The following is a 15,766-nucleotide window of genomic DNA, read 5'->3' as shown; positions in this document are numbered from 1 at the left end:
GGCGTAAGTCTTGCGCCCCCCGCCCTTGGGGGGCTAGGCAGAGATCACTGGGCTGGCAGCGGCGCCGCGGGAATAGCCCCCCGGCGCCGCAGTCACGTTGAAGGGGCGAAAACATGGCGTCCGCCGCCGAACAGCTCGCGGCCAATCTCAATCTCGGCGTGCTCAGCAAAGCCACCGAGCTCAAGAAGCGCATCTGGTTCACGCTGGCCGCGCTGATCGTGTACCGTATCGGCACCTATATTCCGGTGCCGGGCGTCGATGCCGGCGTGATGGCTGAGATCCTGCGCCAGCACGGCAGCGGCATCCTGGGCATGTTCGACATGTTCACCGGCGGTGCGCTGGGGCGCATGACGGTGTTCGCGCTGAACATCATGCCCTACATCTCGGCCAGCATCATTATCCAGCTCATGTCGGCCGCCGTGCCGTCGTTGGAGGCCCTGAAGAAAGAGGGCGAGTCCGGCCGGAAGAAGCTGAACCAGTACACCCGCTACCTGACAGTGCTGATCGCGGTGTTCCAGGCCTACGGCATTTCGGTCGGGCTGGAGAGCATGCAGGGCAGCTTCGGGCCGGCAGTGTATGATCCCGGCGTGTTCTTCCGCATTTCCTGCATGGTGACGTTGGTGGGCGGAACCATGTTCCTGATGTGGCTGGGCGAGCAGATCACGGCGCGGGGCATCGGCAACGGCATCAGCCTGATCATCTTCGCCGGCATCGTGGCCAACCTGCCTTCTGCTCTGGTGGCCACGCTGGAACTCGGCCGTACGGGCGCGCTGTCCACTGCCTTCATCATTGCCTTCCTGATCATCGCCCTGGCGGTGATCGCCTTCGTGGTGTTCATGGAGCGCGCCCAGCGGCGCATTCCGATCCAATACCCGAAGCGTCAGGTCGGCAATAAGATGTATGGTGGCGAGAACACCCATATGCCGCTGAAGCTGAACACGGCCGGCGTGATCCCCCCCATCTTCGCGTCTTCGCTGCTGCTGCTGCCGGCGACCTTCGCGGGTTTCTCGGGGGTGCAGAATCAGGAAGGCTGGCTTTCCAGCATCACTGCCGCCCTGGCCCATGGGCAGCCGCTCTACATGGGCCTGTATGTGGCGCTGATCATCTTCTTCGCCTTCTTCTACACGGCCGTGGTGTTCAACCCGGGCGAGACGGCGGACAATCTGAAGAAGCATGGTGGCTTCGTGCCCGGCATCCGCCCGGGGCAAGCCACAGCCGACTACCTGGATCGGGTGCTGACCCGGCTCACCACGGTAGGCGCCCTGTACATGTGCCTGGTCTGCTTGCTGCCGGAGCTGCTGATCAGCCAGTACGGCGTGCCGTTCTACTTCGGTGGCACTTCCCTTCTGATCATCGTTTCGGTCACCATGGACACGGTGGCCCAGGTGCAGTCGCATCTGTTCGCGCACCAGTATGAGGGGCTGATCCGGAAGGCACGCCTGGGCGGTGGCCGGGGCGGCGCTCCGCGGATGCGCTGAGGCCATGATGGCGGGACGGAAGCTGGGGACGATGCGTCGATGAATTTGATTTTGCTGGGGCCTCCAGGGGCCGGGAAAGGCACCCAGGCGAAAAAGCTGGAGGAGGCGCACGGCATCGCGCAGATCTCCACCGGCGACATGCTGCGTGCCGAAGTGAAGAGCGGCAGCGAGATCGGCCGGCAGGCGAAAGCGATCATGGAGAGCGGCGCCCTGATGCCGGATGCCGTGATCACTGCCATGCTGGCCAATCGGGTATCGCAGCCGGATGCGGCGCGTGGCTTCATCCTGGACGGGTTTCCCCGCACCACGCCGCAGGCCGAAGCGTTGGACGCCATGCTGCGGGACAAGGGCCTTCAGCTTCACCACGTTATCGAGCTGAAGGTGGATGACAGCGCCCTGGTGGAGCGCATCGCGGGTCGCTTCACCTGCGCCCGGTGCGGCGCGGGCTACCATGACAGCTTCAAGCCCACGGCCGCACCCGGTGTTTGCGACAGCTGCGGCAGCACGGAGTTCACGCGCCGCGCCGACGACAAGGCTGAAACAGTGGCTGCGCGGCTTGAGGCCTATCATCGCCAGACGGCGCCGCTCCTGCCTTACTATGCGGCACAGGGCAAGCTCAGCCAGGTGGATGGTATGGCCTCGATGGATGAGGTCGCCCGCCAGATCGACGCGGTTCTGAAAGGCTGAAACCAGAGGGCGGATGGAGTGTTTTCGGCTCCCCGCCCTTGACTCCTTCGCCGATCGGTCGTTAAACCCCCGCCTTCTCTCGGGCGGGGTCTTCCCCGGCCGCGACGATGGTTGTGTTCGGATCAATATCGTCCGGGCGCGCCGATCACCTCCCCGCCGGCATGATGGCCGGCAGTTAGCGGTGGCCCCTCGGGCCCCAGGAGCAGGCAATCAATGGCACGCATTGCAGGCGTGAACATTCCGACCAACAAACGCGTTCTCATTTCCCTCCGCTACATTTACGGCATCGGTCCGGCGAATGCGAAGGTGATCTGCGAGCAGCTCGGCATCCCCGATGATCGCCGCGTGAACCAGCTGACGGATGACGAGATCGTCAAGATCCGCGAGCTGGTCGATCGCGAGTACCGGGTCGAAGGCGATCTGCGTCGCGAGAACGCGATGAACATCAAGCGCCTGATGGACATGGCCTGCTACCGTGGCCTGCGTCACCGCAAGGGCCTCCCGGTCCGTGGCCAGCGCACCCACACCAATGCCCGCACCCGCAAGGGCAAGGCCGTCGCGATCGCCGGCAAGAAGAAGGTGACCAAGTAAGATGGCCCGTCAGCCCAGCGGCCGCCCCCGCAAGAAGGAGCGGAAGAATATCGCGTCTGGCGTGGCGCATGTTCTGGCCAGCTTCAACAACACCATCGTCACCATCACCGACAGCCAGGGCAACGCCATTGCGTGGTCCTCGGCCGGCAGCCAGGGCTTCAAGGGCAGCCGCAAGTCGACCCCCTACGCCGCCCAGGTCGCTGCGGAAGATGCCGGCCGCAAGGCGCGTGAGCACGGGATGGAGACGCTGGAGATCATGGTGTCCGGCCCTGGCTCGGGACGTGAATCCGCCCTGCGCGCGCTGCAGGCTGTTGGCTTCTACGTGACGGCCATCAAGGACGTGACCCCAATCCCGCACAATGGCTGCCGTCCGCGCAAGCGGCGTCGGGTCTGAGGCGAGGCTGCAGGAGAAACCGTAGTGCTCGAGCGCAACTGGCGTTCCCTGATCCGCCCGGAGAAGCTCGATATCGAGCCCGGGGTCGACCCTTCGCGTGTTGCGACGGTGGTCGCGGAGCCGCTCGAGCGCGGCTTCGGCATGACGCTGGGCAATGCCCTGCGTCGCGTGTTGCTGTCCTCGCTGCAGGGTGCGGCCGTCACCGCCATCCGCATCGACGGCGCGCTGCATGAGTTCAGCAGCCTGCAGGGCGTCCGCGAGGACGTCACGGACATCGTGCTCAACATCAAGCGCCTGGCCGTCCGGATGCAGGGTGAGGGCGCCAAGCGCCTTCAGCTCACCGCGTCCGGTCCCGGCGAGGTGACAGCGGGCCAGATCCAGGTTTCCGGCGACATCGAGATCGCCAACCCGGAGCTGGTCATCTGCACGCTCGACGACGGCGCCAAGCTGTCGATGGAGCTGACCGTCGATGTGGGCAAGGGCTATGTGCCTGCCTCCGAGAACCGTCCGGAAGACGCCCCGATCGGGCTGATCCCGGTGGATGCCATCTACTCGCCCGTTCGCCGCGTGGCGTACCAGGTGCAGCCGACCCGCGTGGGCCAGCGCACCGACTACGACAAGCTGGTGCTGACGGTGGAGACCGACGGCACGGTGGCGCCCGACGATGCCGTGGCTCTGGCGGCCCGCATCCTGCAGGACCAGCTGCAGCTCTTCATCAACTTCGATGAGCCGCGCGCGCGCGTCGTGGAAGAGGTGCAGGACGACCTGCCCTTCAACCGCAACCTGCTGCGCAAGGTGGACGAGCTGGAATTGTCGGTCCGCAGCGCGAACTGCCTGAAGAACGACAACATCGTCTACATCGGCGACCTGGTTCAGAAGACGGAGCAGGAGATGCTCCGCACTCCGAACTTCGGACGCAAGTCGTTGAATGAGATCAAGGAAGTTCTCGCCTCCATGGGCCTCTCGCTCGGCATGACCGTGCCGGGCTGGCCGCCGGAGAACATCGAGGACCTCGCGAAGAAGATCGAAGAGCCGTTCTGATTTTCGGCCACCTGAAGGAATAGACCCATGCGTCACGGGGTTGCCGGCCGGAAGCTCGGCGTCACCTCTACCCACCGTATTGCAATGCTGCGCAATATGGCGACCAGCCTGATCAAGCACGAGCAGATCACCACGACCCTGCCGAAGGCGAAGGAGCTGCGCCCGTACGTCGAGCGCATCATCACCCTCGGCAAGCGCGGCGATCTGCATGCCCGCCGCCAGGCCTATGCCCAGATCATGGACCCCAAGGTGGTGGATAAGCTCTTCACCACCATCGCGGAGCGCTACAAGGCGCGGCAGGGTGGCTACACCCGCGTGCTGAAGGCCGGCATCCGCTACGGCGATGCCGCCGACATGGCCGTGATCGAGCTGGTGGAGCGCGACGTGTCCGCCAAGGGCCAGGATTCCGGCCCGAAGCCGGAAGCGGCCGAGGAGCAGCAGGACGCGGCCTGAGCCGTTTCCGCTAACAGTGTTTGCAAAGGGCGGATGGGCCACCATCCGCCCTTTTTGCGTTCGCGGCCCCTTGTCGGGCACCGGCCAGCGCGGCTTGATAGCATTGCCGCAGTAAAGGCTCTGTCCCCATGACGCGCTCTTCATGACTGCCGCCCTGCTTGGATCGGCGGGCTTTGGCGAAACGCCTGAGCTTCCAGCCGATCTGCGTGGCCGCATTGCCTTTCTGGCTGCGCCCACCGACGTGGCCGAGAGCGCCCGGGTACGGTTCGCCGCGTTGTTCGGCGACGCGCCGCCGGAGACAGCGGCCGTGGTTGTGGCCCTGGGCGGGGATGGCTTCATGCTGGAGGTCCAGCATCGTTTTCTGGGCCGCAACCTGCCGGTCTACGGCATGAACTGCGGCAGCGTCGGCTTTCTGATGAACGCTTTCCACGAAGAGGATCTGCTGGCGCGCCTCGCGGTGACTCAGTCCGCGGTGCTGCATCCGCTCCGGATGCGCGCGCTGGGAGCCGATGGGGCACTGCGGGAAGCGCTGGCCATCAACGATGTGAATCTCCTGCGGGAAACCCGGCAGGCGGCCAAGATCCGCATCCTGGTGGATGGCAAGGAAAGGCTCCCGGAACTGATTTGCGACGGCATTCTGGTGTCCACGCCGGCGGGTAGCACGGCCTACAACCTGTCTGCGCACGGGCCCATCGTGCCGTTAAGCGCGAACCTGCTGCCTATGACCCCGATCTCGGCCTTTCGTCCACGGCGTTGGCGCGGGGCGCTGCTGCCATCCGAAGCCCTTGTCACCTTCCAGATCCTGGAACCTGGCAAGCGACCTGTGGCGGCTGTGGCGGATTACGTGGAAGTAAGGGATGTGCGCTCTGTGGAGGTGCGCGAGGATCGGAACGTGCGGCTGACCCTGCTGTTCGACCCAGATCATGGCTTATCCGAGCGCATCATTGCCGAGCAGTTTACCGTCTAAGGCGATCAACATGACGAGCCAGTCATGTTTCCACGGCAACCAGTGCGATGTCGTAAAAAAGCCATAACCTAGCGAGGGGGGCTGCCATCTGTTATTGTGGGGTCTGCTGAGGACTCGCATACCGGGGGCAGGGATGATGAAGATCGTGACCAAGGCGGCCGTTCTGGCCGCCGTTTCGGCGTTGAGCATCGCCGCAGCAAAACCTGCCGAAGCCCAAAGTCAAAACCTGACCATGGCGGTGGGGGCGCAGGTCACCTCGCTCGATCCGCACTATCACGCGCTGTCGCCGAATTACGCCGTGGCAACCATGCTGTTCAGCAGCCTGACGGCCTTCGACTCCGAGGCGCGGCTGGAGGCGGATCTGGCCGTCTCCTGGAAGGCCATTGAACCCAAGGTCTGGGAATTCAAGCTGCGCGAAGGTGTGAAGTTCCACAACGGCAATGATTTCACCGCCGAGGACGTGGCCTTCACCATCGAACGCGTTCCTACCGTGCCGAATAGCCCGTCCTCCTACGCGATCTATACTCGTGCCATTGAGCGGGTGGAGGTGGTGGACCCGCTGACGGTGCGCTTTCATACCCGCACTCCCTATCCCGTTCTGCCGAACGACCTGGCGCAGATCGCCATCCTCGACAAGCAGACCCATGAGGGCGCTTCCACCGAAGATTTCAACTCGGGCAAGGTCGCGATCGGCACGGGCCCCTTCAAGTACGTCAACTTCCGGTCGGGTGACCGCCTGAGCCTCGCGCGCAACGACAGCTATTTTGGCGAGAAGCCCGCCTGGGCCACCGTCGACTATCGCATCGTGGTGAATGATTCCGGCCGCACCGCCGGTCTGCTGGCGGGCGATGTCGACTTCATCGACCAGGTGCCGACCAGCGACATCGCGACCCTGCGCCGCGACAAGCGCGCGAAGATGGCCGAAAAGGACGGGCTGAGGGTCATCTACCTGGCGCTCGACCACCTGCACCCCGAGGGGTCGCCACAGATCACCGGCAATGACGGCAAGCCGCTCAACAAGAACCCGCTGCTGGATGTGCGGGTGCGCCGCGCCCTGTCCATGGCCATCGACCGCCAGGCCATCGCGGCCCGTGTGATGGAAGGGGCGGCCAATCCCACGGCGCAGTTCCTGCCCGCCGGCGCCTTCGGCCACATTCCCGGCATGGAGGCGGCGAAGGCCGATCCGGATGCAGCGAAGAAGCTGCTGGCTGAGGCTGGCTACCCCGATGGCTTCCGCATCACGCTGAGCGGCCCCAATGACCGCTACATGAACGATGGCCGCATCGTGCAGGCAATCGGCCAGATGTGGACCCGCATCGGCATCCGCACCAATGTGGATGCCCAGCCCTGGACCACCTTCGTGTCCCGTGCCGGAAAGCAGGAGCTGTCCGCCTTCCTGGTGGGCTGGAGCATCTCCTCGGGCGAGGCGTCGAACCCGCTGCGGTCGCTTGTCGCGACCTACAACCGCGAGAAGGGCTACGGCTTCTCCAACCGCGGCCGCTACTCCAACCCGGAGATGGACGCGAAGATGGAAGCCGCCCTGGGCGAGCTGGACGACGCCAAGCGCGAGGTGCTGCTGCAGGAAGCCACCAAGATCGCCATGGACGATGTCGGCATCATTCCGCTGCACATCCAGAAGAACCTCTGGGCTATGCGTCCGAACTTGGCGCACGACTCCCGTGCCGACGAGCTGACCCGCGCGCAGGATGTGCGCCCGGCCGCGGCTCCATAACTCTCCTCCAGCGCAGTAAAGGCGGTGCTCTGACATGAGCGTCTACCTTCTCCGCCGGCTGTTGCAGTCGGTTCTTGTGATGCTGGCCATGTCGGTCATCGTCTTTGTCGGCGTCTTTGCCATCGGTGATCCGGTGGAGATCCTGATCTCCCCCGATGCCGACCAGATGGAGCGTGAGCGCGCGATCCGTGCGCTCGGCCTCGATCTGCCGCTGTGGCAGCAATACCTGTCCTTCCTGATGAACGCGCTGCGCGGCGACCTTGGCCGATCCTTCGTGTTCAACGAGCCGGCGCTGCAGCTGATCCTTCAGCGTATGCCGGCGACGCTGGAACTGGCCTTTGGCGCCATGTTCATCGCGCTGCTGATCGGCCTGCCGCTCGGCCTTTATGCCGGCCTCAAGCCCAACGCGACGGGCTCCAAGGTGATCATGGCGAGTTCCATTCTCGGCTTCTCGCTGCCGACCTTCTGGGTCGGGCTGATGCTGATCATGGTGTTCGCGGTGCAGCTGGGTTGGCTGCCCTCCACGGGCCGCGGCCCGACGGTTGAGGTGCTGGGCCTGCGCTGGTCCTTCCTGACCTGGGACGGGCTGCGCCATCTCGCCATGCCGGCGCTGAACCTCGCATTGTTCAAGATCAGCCTGGTGATCCGCCTCACCCGCGCCGGCGTGCGCGAGACGATGCTGATGGACTACGTGAAGTTCGCCCGCGCCAAGGGGCTGACCAACAACCGCGTCACCTTCGTGCACGTCTTCAAGAACATCCTGATTCCCGTGGTCACCGTGGTCGGGCTGGAACTCGGCTCCACCATCGCCTTCTCGGTGGTGACGGAAAGCGTCTTCGCCTGGCCGGGCATGGGCAAGCTGATCATCGACAGCATCAACGTGCTCGATCGCCCGGTGATCGTCGCCTACCTGATGATGATCGTGCTGATGTTCATCGTCATCAACCTCGTGGTCGACCTCGCCTATTCGGCGTTGGATCCCCGCGTGCGGCTGGAGAGCAAGTAAGATGAGCAGCACAGCCGCACCCGAGAGCCACACGCCGACCGCCGAGGCGGCCGCGGCCGCCAGCCCGCCCAAGGTGGAGACGCCCTGGCGCCGCTTCTTCTCCGAGTTCGCGGAAAGCCGTCTGGCGTTGATTGGCCTGATCGTCTTCACGATCATCGCGCTGATCGCCATCTTCGCGCCGTGGATTGCGCCGCAGAACCCGTACGACCTGGCCCAGCTCGACATTCTGGACGGGCGAATGGAGCCGGGCACCCGGAACGGGATGGACACCTTCACCTACTGGCTCGGCACGGATGACCAGGGGCGCGACATGCTCTCCGGCATCATGTACGGGCTGCGCATCTCGCTGACGGTGGGCGTGGGCTCGGCCATCATCGCCTGCGCCGTCGGCGCCTCGCTCGGCATGCTCGCGGCCTATGCGGGCGGCCGTACCGATAGCATCCTCATGCGCTTGGTGGACCTGCAGCTTTCCTTTCCGTCGATCCTCGCGGCGCTGATGATCCTGGCCTTCCTGGGCAAGGGCGTGATGAACGTCGTGCTGGCGCTGGTGATCGTCGAATGGGCCTATTATGCCCGCACTGTGCGCGGGACGGCGCTGGTGGAGCGGCGGCGCGAATATATCGAGGCGGCGCAGTGTCTGGCCCTGCCGACCTGGCGCGTCATCTTCCGCCACCTGCTGCCGAACTGCATGCCGCCGCTGATCGTGGTCGGCACCATGCAGATCGCCCGCGCCATCGCCCTGGAGGCGACCCTGTCGTTCCTCGGCCTCGGCGTGCCGATCACTGAGCCCTCTCTCGGCCTGCTGATCTCCAACGGCTACGAGTACATGCTCTCGGGCAAGTACTGGATCAGCTTCTATCCGGGCATTGCCCTGCTGGTGACCATTGTGTCCATCAACCTGATGGGTGACCAGTTGCGCGACGTGCTCAATCCGCGACTCAAGAAGTAAAGGACCGGGCATGGCTGTCACCCCTGCTGCCGCCGCCGCCCCGACCCTCGAGGTCCGCAACCTGCAAACCCACTTCTTCACCCGCGCGGGCGTGGTGAAGGCCGTTGACGACGTGTCCTTCACCATCGGGCGCGGCAAGGTGATGGGGCTGGTGGGCGAATCCGGCTCCGGCAAGACCGTCACCGGGTTCTCGATCCTTGGCCTAGTCGACCCGCCGGGCCGCATCGTGGGCGGCCAGATCCTGTTCCACGGGCAGGACCTGGCGAAGCTCAAGGAAGAGGAGATGCGGCAGCTTCGCGGCAACCGCATCGCCATGATCTTCCAGGACCCAATGATGACGCTGAACCCGGTCCTGCGCGTCGACACGCAGATGATCGAGACGGTGCTGGCGCATACCAAGGTCAGCAAGGAGGAGGCCCGCCAGCGCGCCCGCGACACGCTGGGCATGGTGGGCATTCCTTCCCCGGACGAACGGCTGAAGAGCTATCCGCACCAGTTCTCGGGCGGCATGCGGCAGCGCGTGGCGATCGCCATTGCCCTGCTGCACCGCCCCGAGCTGATCGTGGCCGACGAGCCGACCACAGCCCTCGACGTGACCATCCAGGCGCAGATCCTGGCCGAGGTGCAGAAGCTCTGTGCCCAGACCGGCACGGCGATGATCTGGGTGACGCACGACCTGACGGTGGTGGCCGGCCTCGCCGACGAGATCGCGGTGATGTATGCCGGCCGCGTGGTCGAGCATGGGCCGGTCGGCCCGACGCTGGACGCGCCGCTGCATCCCTACACCAACGGCCTGATCGGCTCCGTGCCGTCGCGCAACAAGCGGGGCGAGGCATTGCGGTCGATCCCGGGCATGACGCCCTCGCTGCTCAGCCTGCCGGCGGGCTGCGCCTTCCGGGCGCGCTGCCCGCGTGCGCAGGAGAAATGCCGGCAGGATCCGCCCTTCGGCCAGCTTCTGCCCGGCCGTGAGGCGCGCTGCTTCTTCCCGCACAACATGCCTGAGGGAGTGGCCGCGTGAGCACCCCGATCATCGAACTAAAGGGCGTCTCCAAGCGCTTCTCCAAGAAGCTCGATTTCGCCGGCAAGTTCGCCCAGAAGCTGGGCATGAACGTGAGGGACGAGATTGTCCACGCGGTGGACAATGTCGACCTGACCGTCCGCAAGGGCGAGGTGGTCGGGCTGGTCGGCGAGTCCGGCTGCGGCAAGTCCACGCTGGGCCGCATGGTGGCCGGCATCATGCCGGCTTCGGGCGGCGAGATCCTGTGGCACGGCAAGAACCTGACGGCACTGTCCGGGCGCGAGGCCAAGCAGGCCAAGCTGCAGACCCAGATGATCTTCCAGGACCCCTATGCCAGCCTCAACCCCCGCATGCGGGTGGCCGACATTGTGGGCGAGGCTCCGCTGGTGCACGGGCTGACCAAGCGCGGCGAATGGGACAGCTATGTCGATGGCCAGATGCGCCGCGCCGGGCTGGACCCCTCCTTCAAGCGCCGCTACCCGCACCAGTTCTCAGGCGGGCAGCGCCAGCGCATTGGCATCGCGCGGGCATTGGCCGTGCAGCCTGAATTCATCGTCTGCGACGAAGCCGTGGCGGCGCTGGACGTGTCGATCCAGGCGCAGATCCTGAACCTGTTCATGGATCTGCGGCGTGACCTCGACCTGACCTACCTGTTCATCAGCCACGATCTCGGGGTGGTCGAGCACCTCTCCGACCGCGTGGTCATCATGTATCTGGGCCGCGTGGTCGAGGAAGCGCCGGCCGAAGAGATCTTCGCCCGCGCCAACCATCCCTATACCCAGGCCCTGCTGTCCGAGGTGCCGCGGATCGAGGCGCGCAAGAAGAGCTTCGCCGGCATCAAGGGCGAAATCCCATCGCCCCTGAACCCGCCTCCGGGCTGCCATTTCCATCCGCGTTGCCCGCACGCGTTCGAGCGTTGCAGGATCGAGCGACCGGCGCTGAAGGAAGTGGCGCCCGGGCACAAATCGGCCTGCCACCTCAATGACAAGGCGGCCTGAACAAGGCAGGGCCGGGAAGGGAAAACCTTTCCGGCCTTTCTTTCTGGCTGGACGGACAAGAGATGAGCGTGACCATCCTGCATAACCCGGCCTGCGGCACGTCCCGCAGCACCCTTGCCCTGTTGCGGGAAAAGGGTATCGAGCCGGAGATCGTCGAGTACCTGAAGACTCCGCCCGGGCGGGACGAACTTCAGGCGCTGGTGGCGCGAATGGGACTGACGCTGCGGGATATCCTGCGGCGAAGGGGCACGCCGTTCGAGGAGCTGGGCCTTGATGACCCGGGGATAACGGAGGATGCCATCCTGGATGCCATCGCCCAGCATCCGATCCTGATCGAGCGGCCCATCGTGATCACGCCCAAAGGTGCGGCGATCTGCCGGCCGAAGGAGAAGGCGCTCGACCTTCTCTGATGGGGACACGGATGCGCGGCGCTACTCGTCCGTCGCTTCCGCCACCGGCAGGATGGCGGTTTCCTTGGCCGAGGTAATGGCCAGGATCGTCTCGGTGCGCTCAACCCCTTCCAGCCCCCGAACCTGATCGGCCACGAAGCGCTCCAGCGCGAAAAGGTCCGGCAGACGCAGCTTCAGCAGAAAGGTCCATGCACCGGTGACGTGGTGGCACTCCAGCACATGCTCGCTGGCACGCATGGCGAGACGGAAGGCGTTCTCGTCGCGGCCAGGCCGCAGCGACACAAAGACGAAGGCCAGGGTAGCGCAGCCGATGGCTGCGGGGTCGAGGTCGGCGCGCCAGCCGCGAATGGTGCCCCGCTCCTCCAGGCGCTTGACGCGCTCGGCCGTGGCCGAGACGGAGAGCCCCGCCACCTTCGCAAGTTCGGCGAGGCCGGCGGCTCCGTCATCCTGAAGGGCGACGAGAATGTTCCTGTCGATGGCATCCATGGCGCAACTTTATCCGGCGCGCCGACAAAGCGGAACGAGGATTCGGCGCATCATGGCCGGGGCAGCCCTTCCGGGCAGGTTGGGGCGCCCCGGCCCGTCCGTCAGATATAGTGCTCGGCCAGGGGCGCGAAGCCGTTGAAGCCCTGACTGGCATAGGTGGTCACATAGGCACCCGTGGAAAGCAGCTCGACACGGTCACCGCAATCCAGCGCCATGGGCAGGCGATAGTTGGACTTCTCGTACAGCGTGTCGGTGCTGTCGCAGGTCGGGCCGGCAATGGTCACCGGGCCTTCGGCGCCGCCATCATGCGGGGTGCGGAAGCGGTACTTGATGGCCTCGCCCTCTGTCTCCGCCAGCCCGCCGAAGCGGCCGATGTCCAGATAGACCCAGCGCACCGGATCATCTTCTTCCTTGCGGGACACCAGCACCACCTCGGTGGACACCACGCCGGCATCGCCCACCAGGAAGCGGCCCGGCTCGATCAGGATCTCCGGCAGGGCGTTGCCGAAATGCTCCACCATGGCACCCATGATGGCGGCGCCGAAATCGTCGATCTCTGGCACCTCGGCGCGGTAGCGCACCGGGTAGCCGCCGCCCAGATTCGCCATGCGCAACTTGATGCCGGCTTCCTTCAGCGAGGAGAACAGCATGGCCACACGGGCGATCGCCATCTCATAGGCGTCGGTGCGGGTCTGCTGGCTGCCCACATGGAAGGAGATGCCATAGGGGTCGAGGCCCAGCTCGGCTGCCTTCACCATCAGCCCGTGCGCCATCTGGACCTCGCAGCCGAATTTCTTCGACAGCGGCCACTCGGCGCCCAGATTGCCGACCAGGATGCGGCAATACACCTTGGCACCCGGAGCGGAGCGCGCCAGCTTCATCAGCTCGGCCTCCGAGTCGAAGGCGTACATGCGAACGCCAGCGGCGTACGCCTCGCGGATGGCGCTCTCCTTCTTCACCGTATTGCCGAAGGAAATGGCATCCGGCGCGGCGCCCTGCGCCAGGCACATGCGCACTTCCTCGATCGAGGCAGCGTCGAAGCAGGAGCCCATGTCGACCAGCCGGCTCAGGATCGGCGCGGCAGGGTTGGCCTTCACCGCGTAATACACGCGGGCCAGCGGCATGGCGGCCTTCAGCCGGCCATAGTTCTCCGCGACCCGATCCACGTCGACGACGAGGCAGGGAGTTGCCGGGGCGACATCGCGCAGGAAGCGCAGGACCTTTTCGGTCATCGCACAACCCTCCAATCCAGAGCGGGAAACCGGCCCAGGCAGGGCGCGGCCCCAAGTTGACGAAACGGTCGAACGAACCAGCGACCAAAGAGGGGCCGGATGGGGGCTTGTGCCCTTCGCCGGGGTTGCCAGAACGCTTGACGTCGTTGCGTAAACCTTTGGCCGATCAGGGTCGGCCGGGGGCCAGAGGCACGTGCGTACTGCGTCTGCGGGGGCATATAGAGATGCAATCCCGAAGTGAAAAGGAGATTTTCTGCACAGGCCGGGATTTTTCCGCATAGCTGTTGTGCACAGCGGAAAACCCCCGAAGAGATCTGTTAATGACGGGTTAGCTTTCGTGTCGATGCAAGTTTTCGGACGAATCCATCCGCTCCGATGCCAGGGGGCGGATGGCCGCGTAGATCGCCAGAAATCCGGCCGCTGCCTGCCGCGCCAGCGCACTGACGGCCTCCGGATTCGCCTGCGGTTCCAACCCCAGGGTGGCGCGCAGAAACAGATCGCCCCGTAGCAGCGACAGAAACTGCTCCGCCGCCAGATCCGGATCGGTTCCAGGGCGCAGCCGTCCACGCAACACTTCTTCCGCCAGCCATCCCGCCACCCAGGCCCGCACGGCCAAAGGCCCAGCCTCGTAGAAGGCGCGGGCCAGCTCGGGAATGCGGCCACATTCGGCGATGACCATGCGGTGCAACGCGCGCACCTGCGGTTGCAGGAGGAAGTTCAGCCAGTGTTCTCCAAACTCCACCAGGGCGCGATCGAGGGGCAGGTCATGGCTGGAGAAGGAAGGCGGCGCCGCGGCCTGCATGCGCCGGCAATTGCCGCGGATGATCTCGGCGAACAACGCATCCTTGCCACTGAAATACGCGTAGAGGGTGGCCTTTGACACGCCGGCAGTGCGAGCCACCGCATCCATGGAGACGGCACCGAAGCCCTCCGCCATGAACAGCGCGGCCGCTCCCTCCAGAATGGCGCGGCGCTTGGGGGATACGCCAGGAAGATCGTCGTCACTCATGACAAATCAGTAAGCCTACCGCGGTGAAGGAGCAATGGAAAACTGAACGGTTCAGTTCAGTCTTGACATCTGACGCGCGGAGGAGCAACTCGGCTGCATCTGCTGAACTGAACAGTTCAGTATCAGGAATGCTCCCATGAACGCTCCCGTTTCTCCTTCTGCCGCGGCCGAAGCTGCGCGCCAAAGCCCGCCGTCCCCTGAGCCGAAAACAGGCACCCTGCGCCGCTGGCTGCTCCGCCTCATGTTGCCGCTGGTGCTGGCGGGCTTGTTGTTGGGGGGCAACTGGTACTGGAACACCGGACGCTTCCTGGCGGAAACCGACGATGCCTATGTGCAGGGCGACATCGTGGTGCTCACGCCCCGCATCGAAGCCGACGTCGTTGAGATCGCCGTGGGCGACAACCAGCCGGTGACACGCGGCCAGGTGCTGCTGCGGCTGGACGACCGCGACGCGCGGCTGCAGCTGGCGCAGTCCCGCGCCGCCCTGGCCGAGGCGGATGCGGTGGTGCTGACCGCGCGCCAGACGCTGGAGCAGCAGAGGGCGCAGATCGGCGCGGCCGATGCGCAGTTGGAGCAGGCCAGGGCCGAGCAGGTCCGCGCCGCGGCCGATGCCCGGCGCACCCAGTCCCTGGTTGGCGGTGGCTGGTCTTCCCGCCAGTCCAACGATCAGGCCATCGCAGATCAGCGCAAGAGCGAGGCCGCCGTGGCTGCCGCCGAGGCAGAGCTGGCCGTCCGCCGCCAGGCTATTCCGGTGCAGGAGGCGCAGCTTGCCCAGGCCGCGGCGAAGCGCGACCATGCCGCTGCCGCCGCCGACCTGGCCGCCATCGCCCTGAGCTATGCCGAGATCCGCGCGCCCTTCGACGGCATCGCCGGCAACCGCGCGGCCCAGCTCGGGCAGCGGGTGCGTCCGGGTCAGCAGCTGATCGCCGTGGCACCACGGCCGGAGGCGCTGTTCGTCACCGCGAACTTCAAGGAAACGCAGCTGGTTCGTATAAAGCCGGGCCAACCGGTGGAGATCTCGGTGGATGCCATTCCGGGCCACGCGCTGCACGCCCGCGTGGACAGTTTCGCCCCCGCCACAGGCAGCGAGTTCAGCCTGCTGCCGCCCGAGAACGCCACCGGGAACTTCACCAAGATCGTGCAGCGCGTGCCGGTCAAGCTGATGCTGGAGCCGGGCCAGCCGCAGGAGGCTGTGGCCCGGCTGCGGCCCGGCCTTTCGGTGGTGGCCGAGGTCGATACGCGCGACGATCCGGGCGCGCCGCGCGGCATCTTCGCTGCCGCCGCCGCCACGCTGGGCCTGCGATAGGGAACCGCG

General features: G+C 65.6%; 17 protein-coding genes. 14 read left to right on the top strand and 3 right to left on the bottom strand.

All coding sequences use genetic code 11. From position 1 onward, the window contains the following. Nucleotides 1–113: 113 nt before the first annotated feature. The 13 genes from secY to arsC all read left to right on the top strand — a co-directional run bounded on the left by secY (nucleotide 114) and on the right by arsC (nucleotide 11,724). A complete protein-coding gene (gene secY, locus ACFOD4_RS18615; protein ID WP_379598825.1) occupies nucleotides 114–1,478 on the top strand; it encodes a preprotein translocase subunit SecY in 1,365 nt (454 codons plus the stop codon). 39 nt (nucleotides 1,479–1,517) lie between these two features. After that, nucleotides 1,518–2,165: an adenylate kinase gene (locus ACFOD4_RS18610; protein ID WP_379598823.1), complete on the top strand. Its 648-nt coding sequence runs from the start codon at nucleotides 1,518–1,520 to the stop codon at nucleotides 2,163–2,165. Nucleotides 2,166–2,378: 213 nt separating this feature from the next. Then, on the top strand, nucleotides 2,379–2,756 hold the full coding sequence (rpsM, locus tag ACFOD4_RS18605; RefSeq protein ID WP_379598821.1) for a 30S ribosomal protein S13: 378 nt from the start codon (nucleotides 2,379–2,381) through the stop codon (nucleotides 2,754–2,756). A 1-nt stretch (nucleotide 2,757) separates the two neighbouring features. Next, nucleotides 2,758–3,150: a 30S ribosomal protein S11 gene (rpsK, locus tag ACFOD4_RS18600; protein WP_040613074.1), complete on the top strand. Its 393-nt coding sequence runs from the start codon at nucleotides 2,758–2,760 to the stop codon at nucleotides 3,148–3,150. A gap of 24 nt (nucleotides 3,151–3,174) precedes the next feature. Next, a complete protein-coding gene (locus ACFOD4_RS18595) occupies nucleotides 3,175–4,191 on the top strand; it encodes a DNA-directed RNA polymerase subunit alpha (protein WP_379598818.1) in 1,017 nt (338 codons plus the stop codon). Between the two features lie 27 nt (nucleotides 4,192–4,218). Beyond that, the gene (rplQ, locus tag ACFOD4_RS18590; RefSeq protein ID WP_379598816.1) at nucleotides 4,219–4,644 is read left to right on the top strand and encodes a 50S ribosomal protein L17; all 426 of its coding nucleotides are present in this window, start codon (nucleotides 4,219–4,221) and stop codon (nucleotides 4,642–4,644) included. Between the two features lie 142 nt (nucleotides 4,645–4,786). Continuing rightward, on the top strand, nucleotides 4,787–5,611 hold the full coding sequence (locus ACFOD4_RS18585) for an NAD kinase (protein ID WP_379598814.1): 825 nt from the start codon (nucleotides 4,787–4,789) through the stop codon (nucleotides 5,609–5,611). A 136-nt stretch (nucleotides 5,612–5,747) separates the two neighbouring features. Then, on the top strand, nucleotides 5,748–7,343 hold the full coding sequence (locus ACFOD4_RS18580; protein WP_379598812.1) for an ABC transporter substrate-binding protein: 1,596 nt from the start codon (nucleotides 5,748–5,750) through the stop codon (nucleotides 7,341–7,343). 34 nt (nucleotides 7,344–7,377) lie between these two features. Then, entirely contained in the window at nucleotides 7,378–8,349 is a 972-nt protein-coding gene (locus tag ACFOD4_RS18575) for an ABC transporter permease (RefSeq protein WP_379598810.1), read from the top strand. A 1-nt stretch (nucleotide 8,350) separates the two neighbouring features. Further along, the gene (locus tag ACFOD4_RS18570) at nucleotides 8,351–9,298 is read left to right on the top strand and encodes an ABC transporter permease (RefSeq protein ID WP_379598808.1); all 948 of its coding nucleotides are present in this window, start codon (nucleotides 8,351–8,353) and stop codon (nucleotides 9,296–9,298) included. A 10-nt stretch (nucleotides 9,299–9,308) separates the two neighbouring features. Then, nucleotides 9,309–10,316, top strand: a complete 1,008-nt coding sequence (locus ACFOD4_RS18565; protein ID WP_379598806.1) for an ABC transporter ATP-binding protein — start codon at nucleotides 9,309–9,311, stop codon at nucleotides 10,314–10,316. Further along, nucleotides 10,313–11,314, top strand: a complete 1,002-nt coding sequence (locus ACFOD4_RS18560) for an ABC transporter ATP-binding protein (protein ID WP_379598804.1) — start codon at nucleotides 10,313–10,315, stop codon at nucleotides 11,312–11,314. Before ACFOD4_RS18565 ends, ACFOD4_RS18560 begins: the two co-directional genes overlap by 4 nt. A gap of 62 nt (nucleotides 11,315–11,376) precedes the next feature. Further along, on the top strand, nucleotides 11,377–11,724 hold the full coding sequence (arsC, locus tag ACFOD4_RS18555; RefSeq protein ID WP_379598802.1) for an arsenate reductase (glutaredoxin): 348 nt from the start codon (nucleotides 11,377–11,379) through the stop codon (nucleotides 11,722–11,724). Between the two features lie 21 nt (nucleotides 11,725–11,745). On the opposite strand, the gene ACFOD4_RS18550 is transcribed toward arsC, so the two are convergent. The 3 genes from ACFOD4_RS18550 to ACFOD4_RS18540 all read right to left on the bottom strand — a co-directional run bounded on the left by ACFOD4_RS18550 (nucleotide 11,746) and on the right by ACFOD4_RS18540 (nucleotide 14,451). Then, complete coding sequence (locus tag ACFOD4_RS18550; protein WP_379598800.1) at nucleotides 11,746–12,210, bottom strand: Lrp/AsnC family transcriptional regulator; 465 nt, start codon at nucleotides 12,208–12,210, stop codon at nucleotides 11,746–11,748. Nucleotides 12,211–12,311: 101 nt separating this feature from the next. Further along, nucleotides 12,312–13,442, bottom strand: a complete 1,131-nt coding sequence (locus ACFOD4_RS18545) for a type III PLP-dependent enzyme (RefSeq protein ID WP_379598798.1) — start codon at nucleotides 13,440–13,442, stop codon at nucleotides 12,312–12,314. 328 nt (nucleotides 13,443–13,770) lie between these two features. Continuing rightward, the gene (locus ACFOD4_RS18540) at nucleotides 13,771–14,451 is read right to left on the bottom strand and encodes a TetR/AcrR family transcriptional regulator (protein WP_379598796.1); all 681 of its coding nucleotides are present in this window, start codon (nucleotides 14,449–14,451) and stop codon (nucleotides 13,771–13,773) included. 136 nt (nucleotides 14,452–14,587) lie between these two features. Here ACFOD4_RS18540 and ACFOD4_RS18535 point away from each other — a divergent pair, with 136 nt between their 5' ends. After that, a complete protein-coding gene (locus tag ACFOD4_RS18535) occupies nucleotides 14,588–15,757 on the top strand; it encodes an efflux RND transporter periplasmic adaptor subunit (RefSeq protein ID WP_379598794.1) in 1,170 nt (389 codons plus the stop codon). Nucleotides 15,758–15,766: the final 9 nt, after the last annotated feature.

This window comes from Teichococcus globiformis (assembly GCF_042646265.1).
Lineage (GTDB): Bacteria > Pseudomonadota > Alphaproteobacteria > Acetobacterales > Acetobacteraceae > Pseudoroseomonas > Pseudoroseomonas globiformis.
The sequence above is the reverse complement of the archived record's forward strand: the minus strand, read 5'-3'. Positions and strand labels throughout refer to the sequence as shown.

Bases quoted from the DNA above. Each gene is read 5' to 3' on its own strand.
- secY (WP_379598825.1), top strand. From the start codon at position 114: ATGGCGTCCGCCGCCGAACAGCTCGCGGCCAATCTCAATCTCGGCGTG.
- ACFOD4_RS18610 (WP_379598823.1), top strand. From the start codon at position 1,518: ATGAATTTGATTTTGCTGGGGCCTCCAGGGGCCGGGAAAGGCACCCAG.
- rpsM (WP_379598821.1), top strand. From the start codon at position 2,379: ATGGCACGCATTGCAGGCGTGAACATTCCGACCAACAAACGCGTTCTC.
- rpsK (WP_040613074.1), top strand. From the start codon at position 2,758: ATGGCCCGTCAGCCCAGCGGCCGCCCCCGCAAGAAGGAGCGGAAGAAT.
- rplQ (WP_379598816.1), top strand. From the start codon at position 4,219: ATGCGTCACGGGGTTGCCGGCCGGAAGCTCGGCGTCACCTCTACCCAC.
- ACFOD4_RS18585 (WP_379598814.1), top strand. From the start codon at position 4,787: ATGACTGCCGCCCTGCTTGGATCGGCGGGCTTTGGCGAAACGCCTGAG.
- ACFOD4_RS18580 (WP_379598812.1), top strand. From the start codon at position 5,748: ATGAAGATCGTGACCAAGGCGGCCGTTCTGGCCGCCGTTTCGGCGTTG.
- ACFOD4_RS18575 (WP_379598810.1), top strand. From the start codon at position 7,378: ATGAGCGTCTACCTTCTCCGCCGGCTGTTGCAGTCGGTTCTTGTGATG.
- ACFOD4_RS18570 (WP_379598808.1), top strand. From the start codon at position 8,351: ATGAGCAGCACAGCCGCACCCGAGAGCCACACGCCGACCGCCGAGGCG.
- ACFOD4_RS18565 (WP_379598806.1), top strand. From the start codon at position 9,309: ATGGCTGTCACCCCTGCTGCCGCCGCCGCCCCGACCCTCGAGGTCCGC.
- arsC (WP_379598802.1), top strand. From the start codon at position 11,377: ATGAGCGTGACCATCCTGCATAACCCGGCCTGCGGCACGTCCCGCAGC.
- ACFOD4_RS18550 (WP_379598800.1), bottom strand. From the start codon at position 12,210: ATGGATGCCATCGACAGGAACATTCTCGTCGCCCTTCAGGATGACGGA.
- ACFOD4_RS18545 (WP_379598798.1), bottom strand. From the start codon at position 13,442: ATGACCGAAAAGGTCCTGCGCTTCCTGCGCGATGTCGCCCCGGCAACT.
- ACFOD4_RS18540 (WP_379598796.1), bottom strand. From the start codon at position 14,451: ATGAGTGACGACGATCTTCCTGGCGTATCCCCCAAGCGCCGCGCCATT.
- ACFOD4_RS18535 (WP_379598794.1), top strand. From the start codon at position 14,588: ATGAACGCTCCCGTTTCTCCTTCTGCCGCGGCCGAAGCTGCGCGCCAA.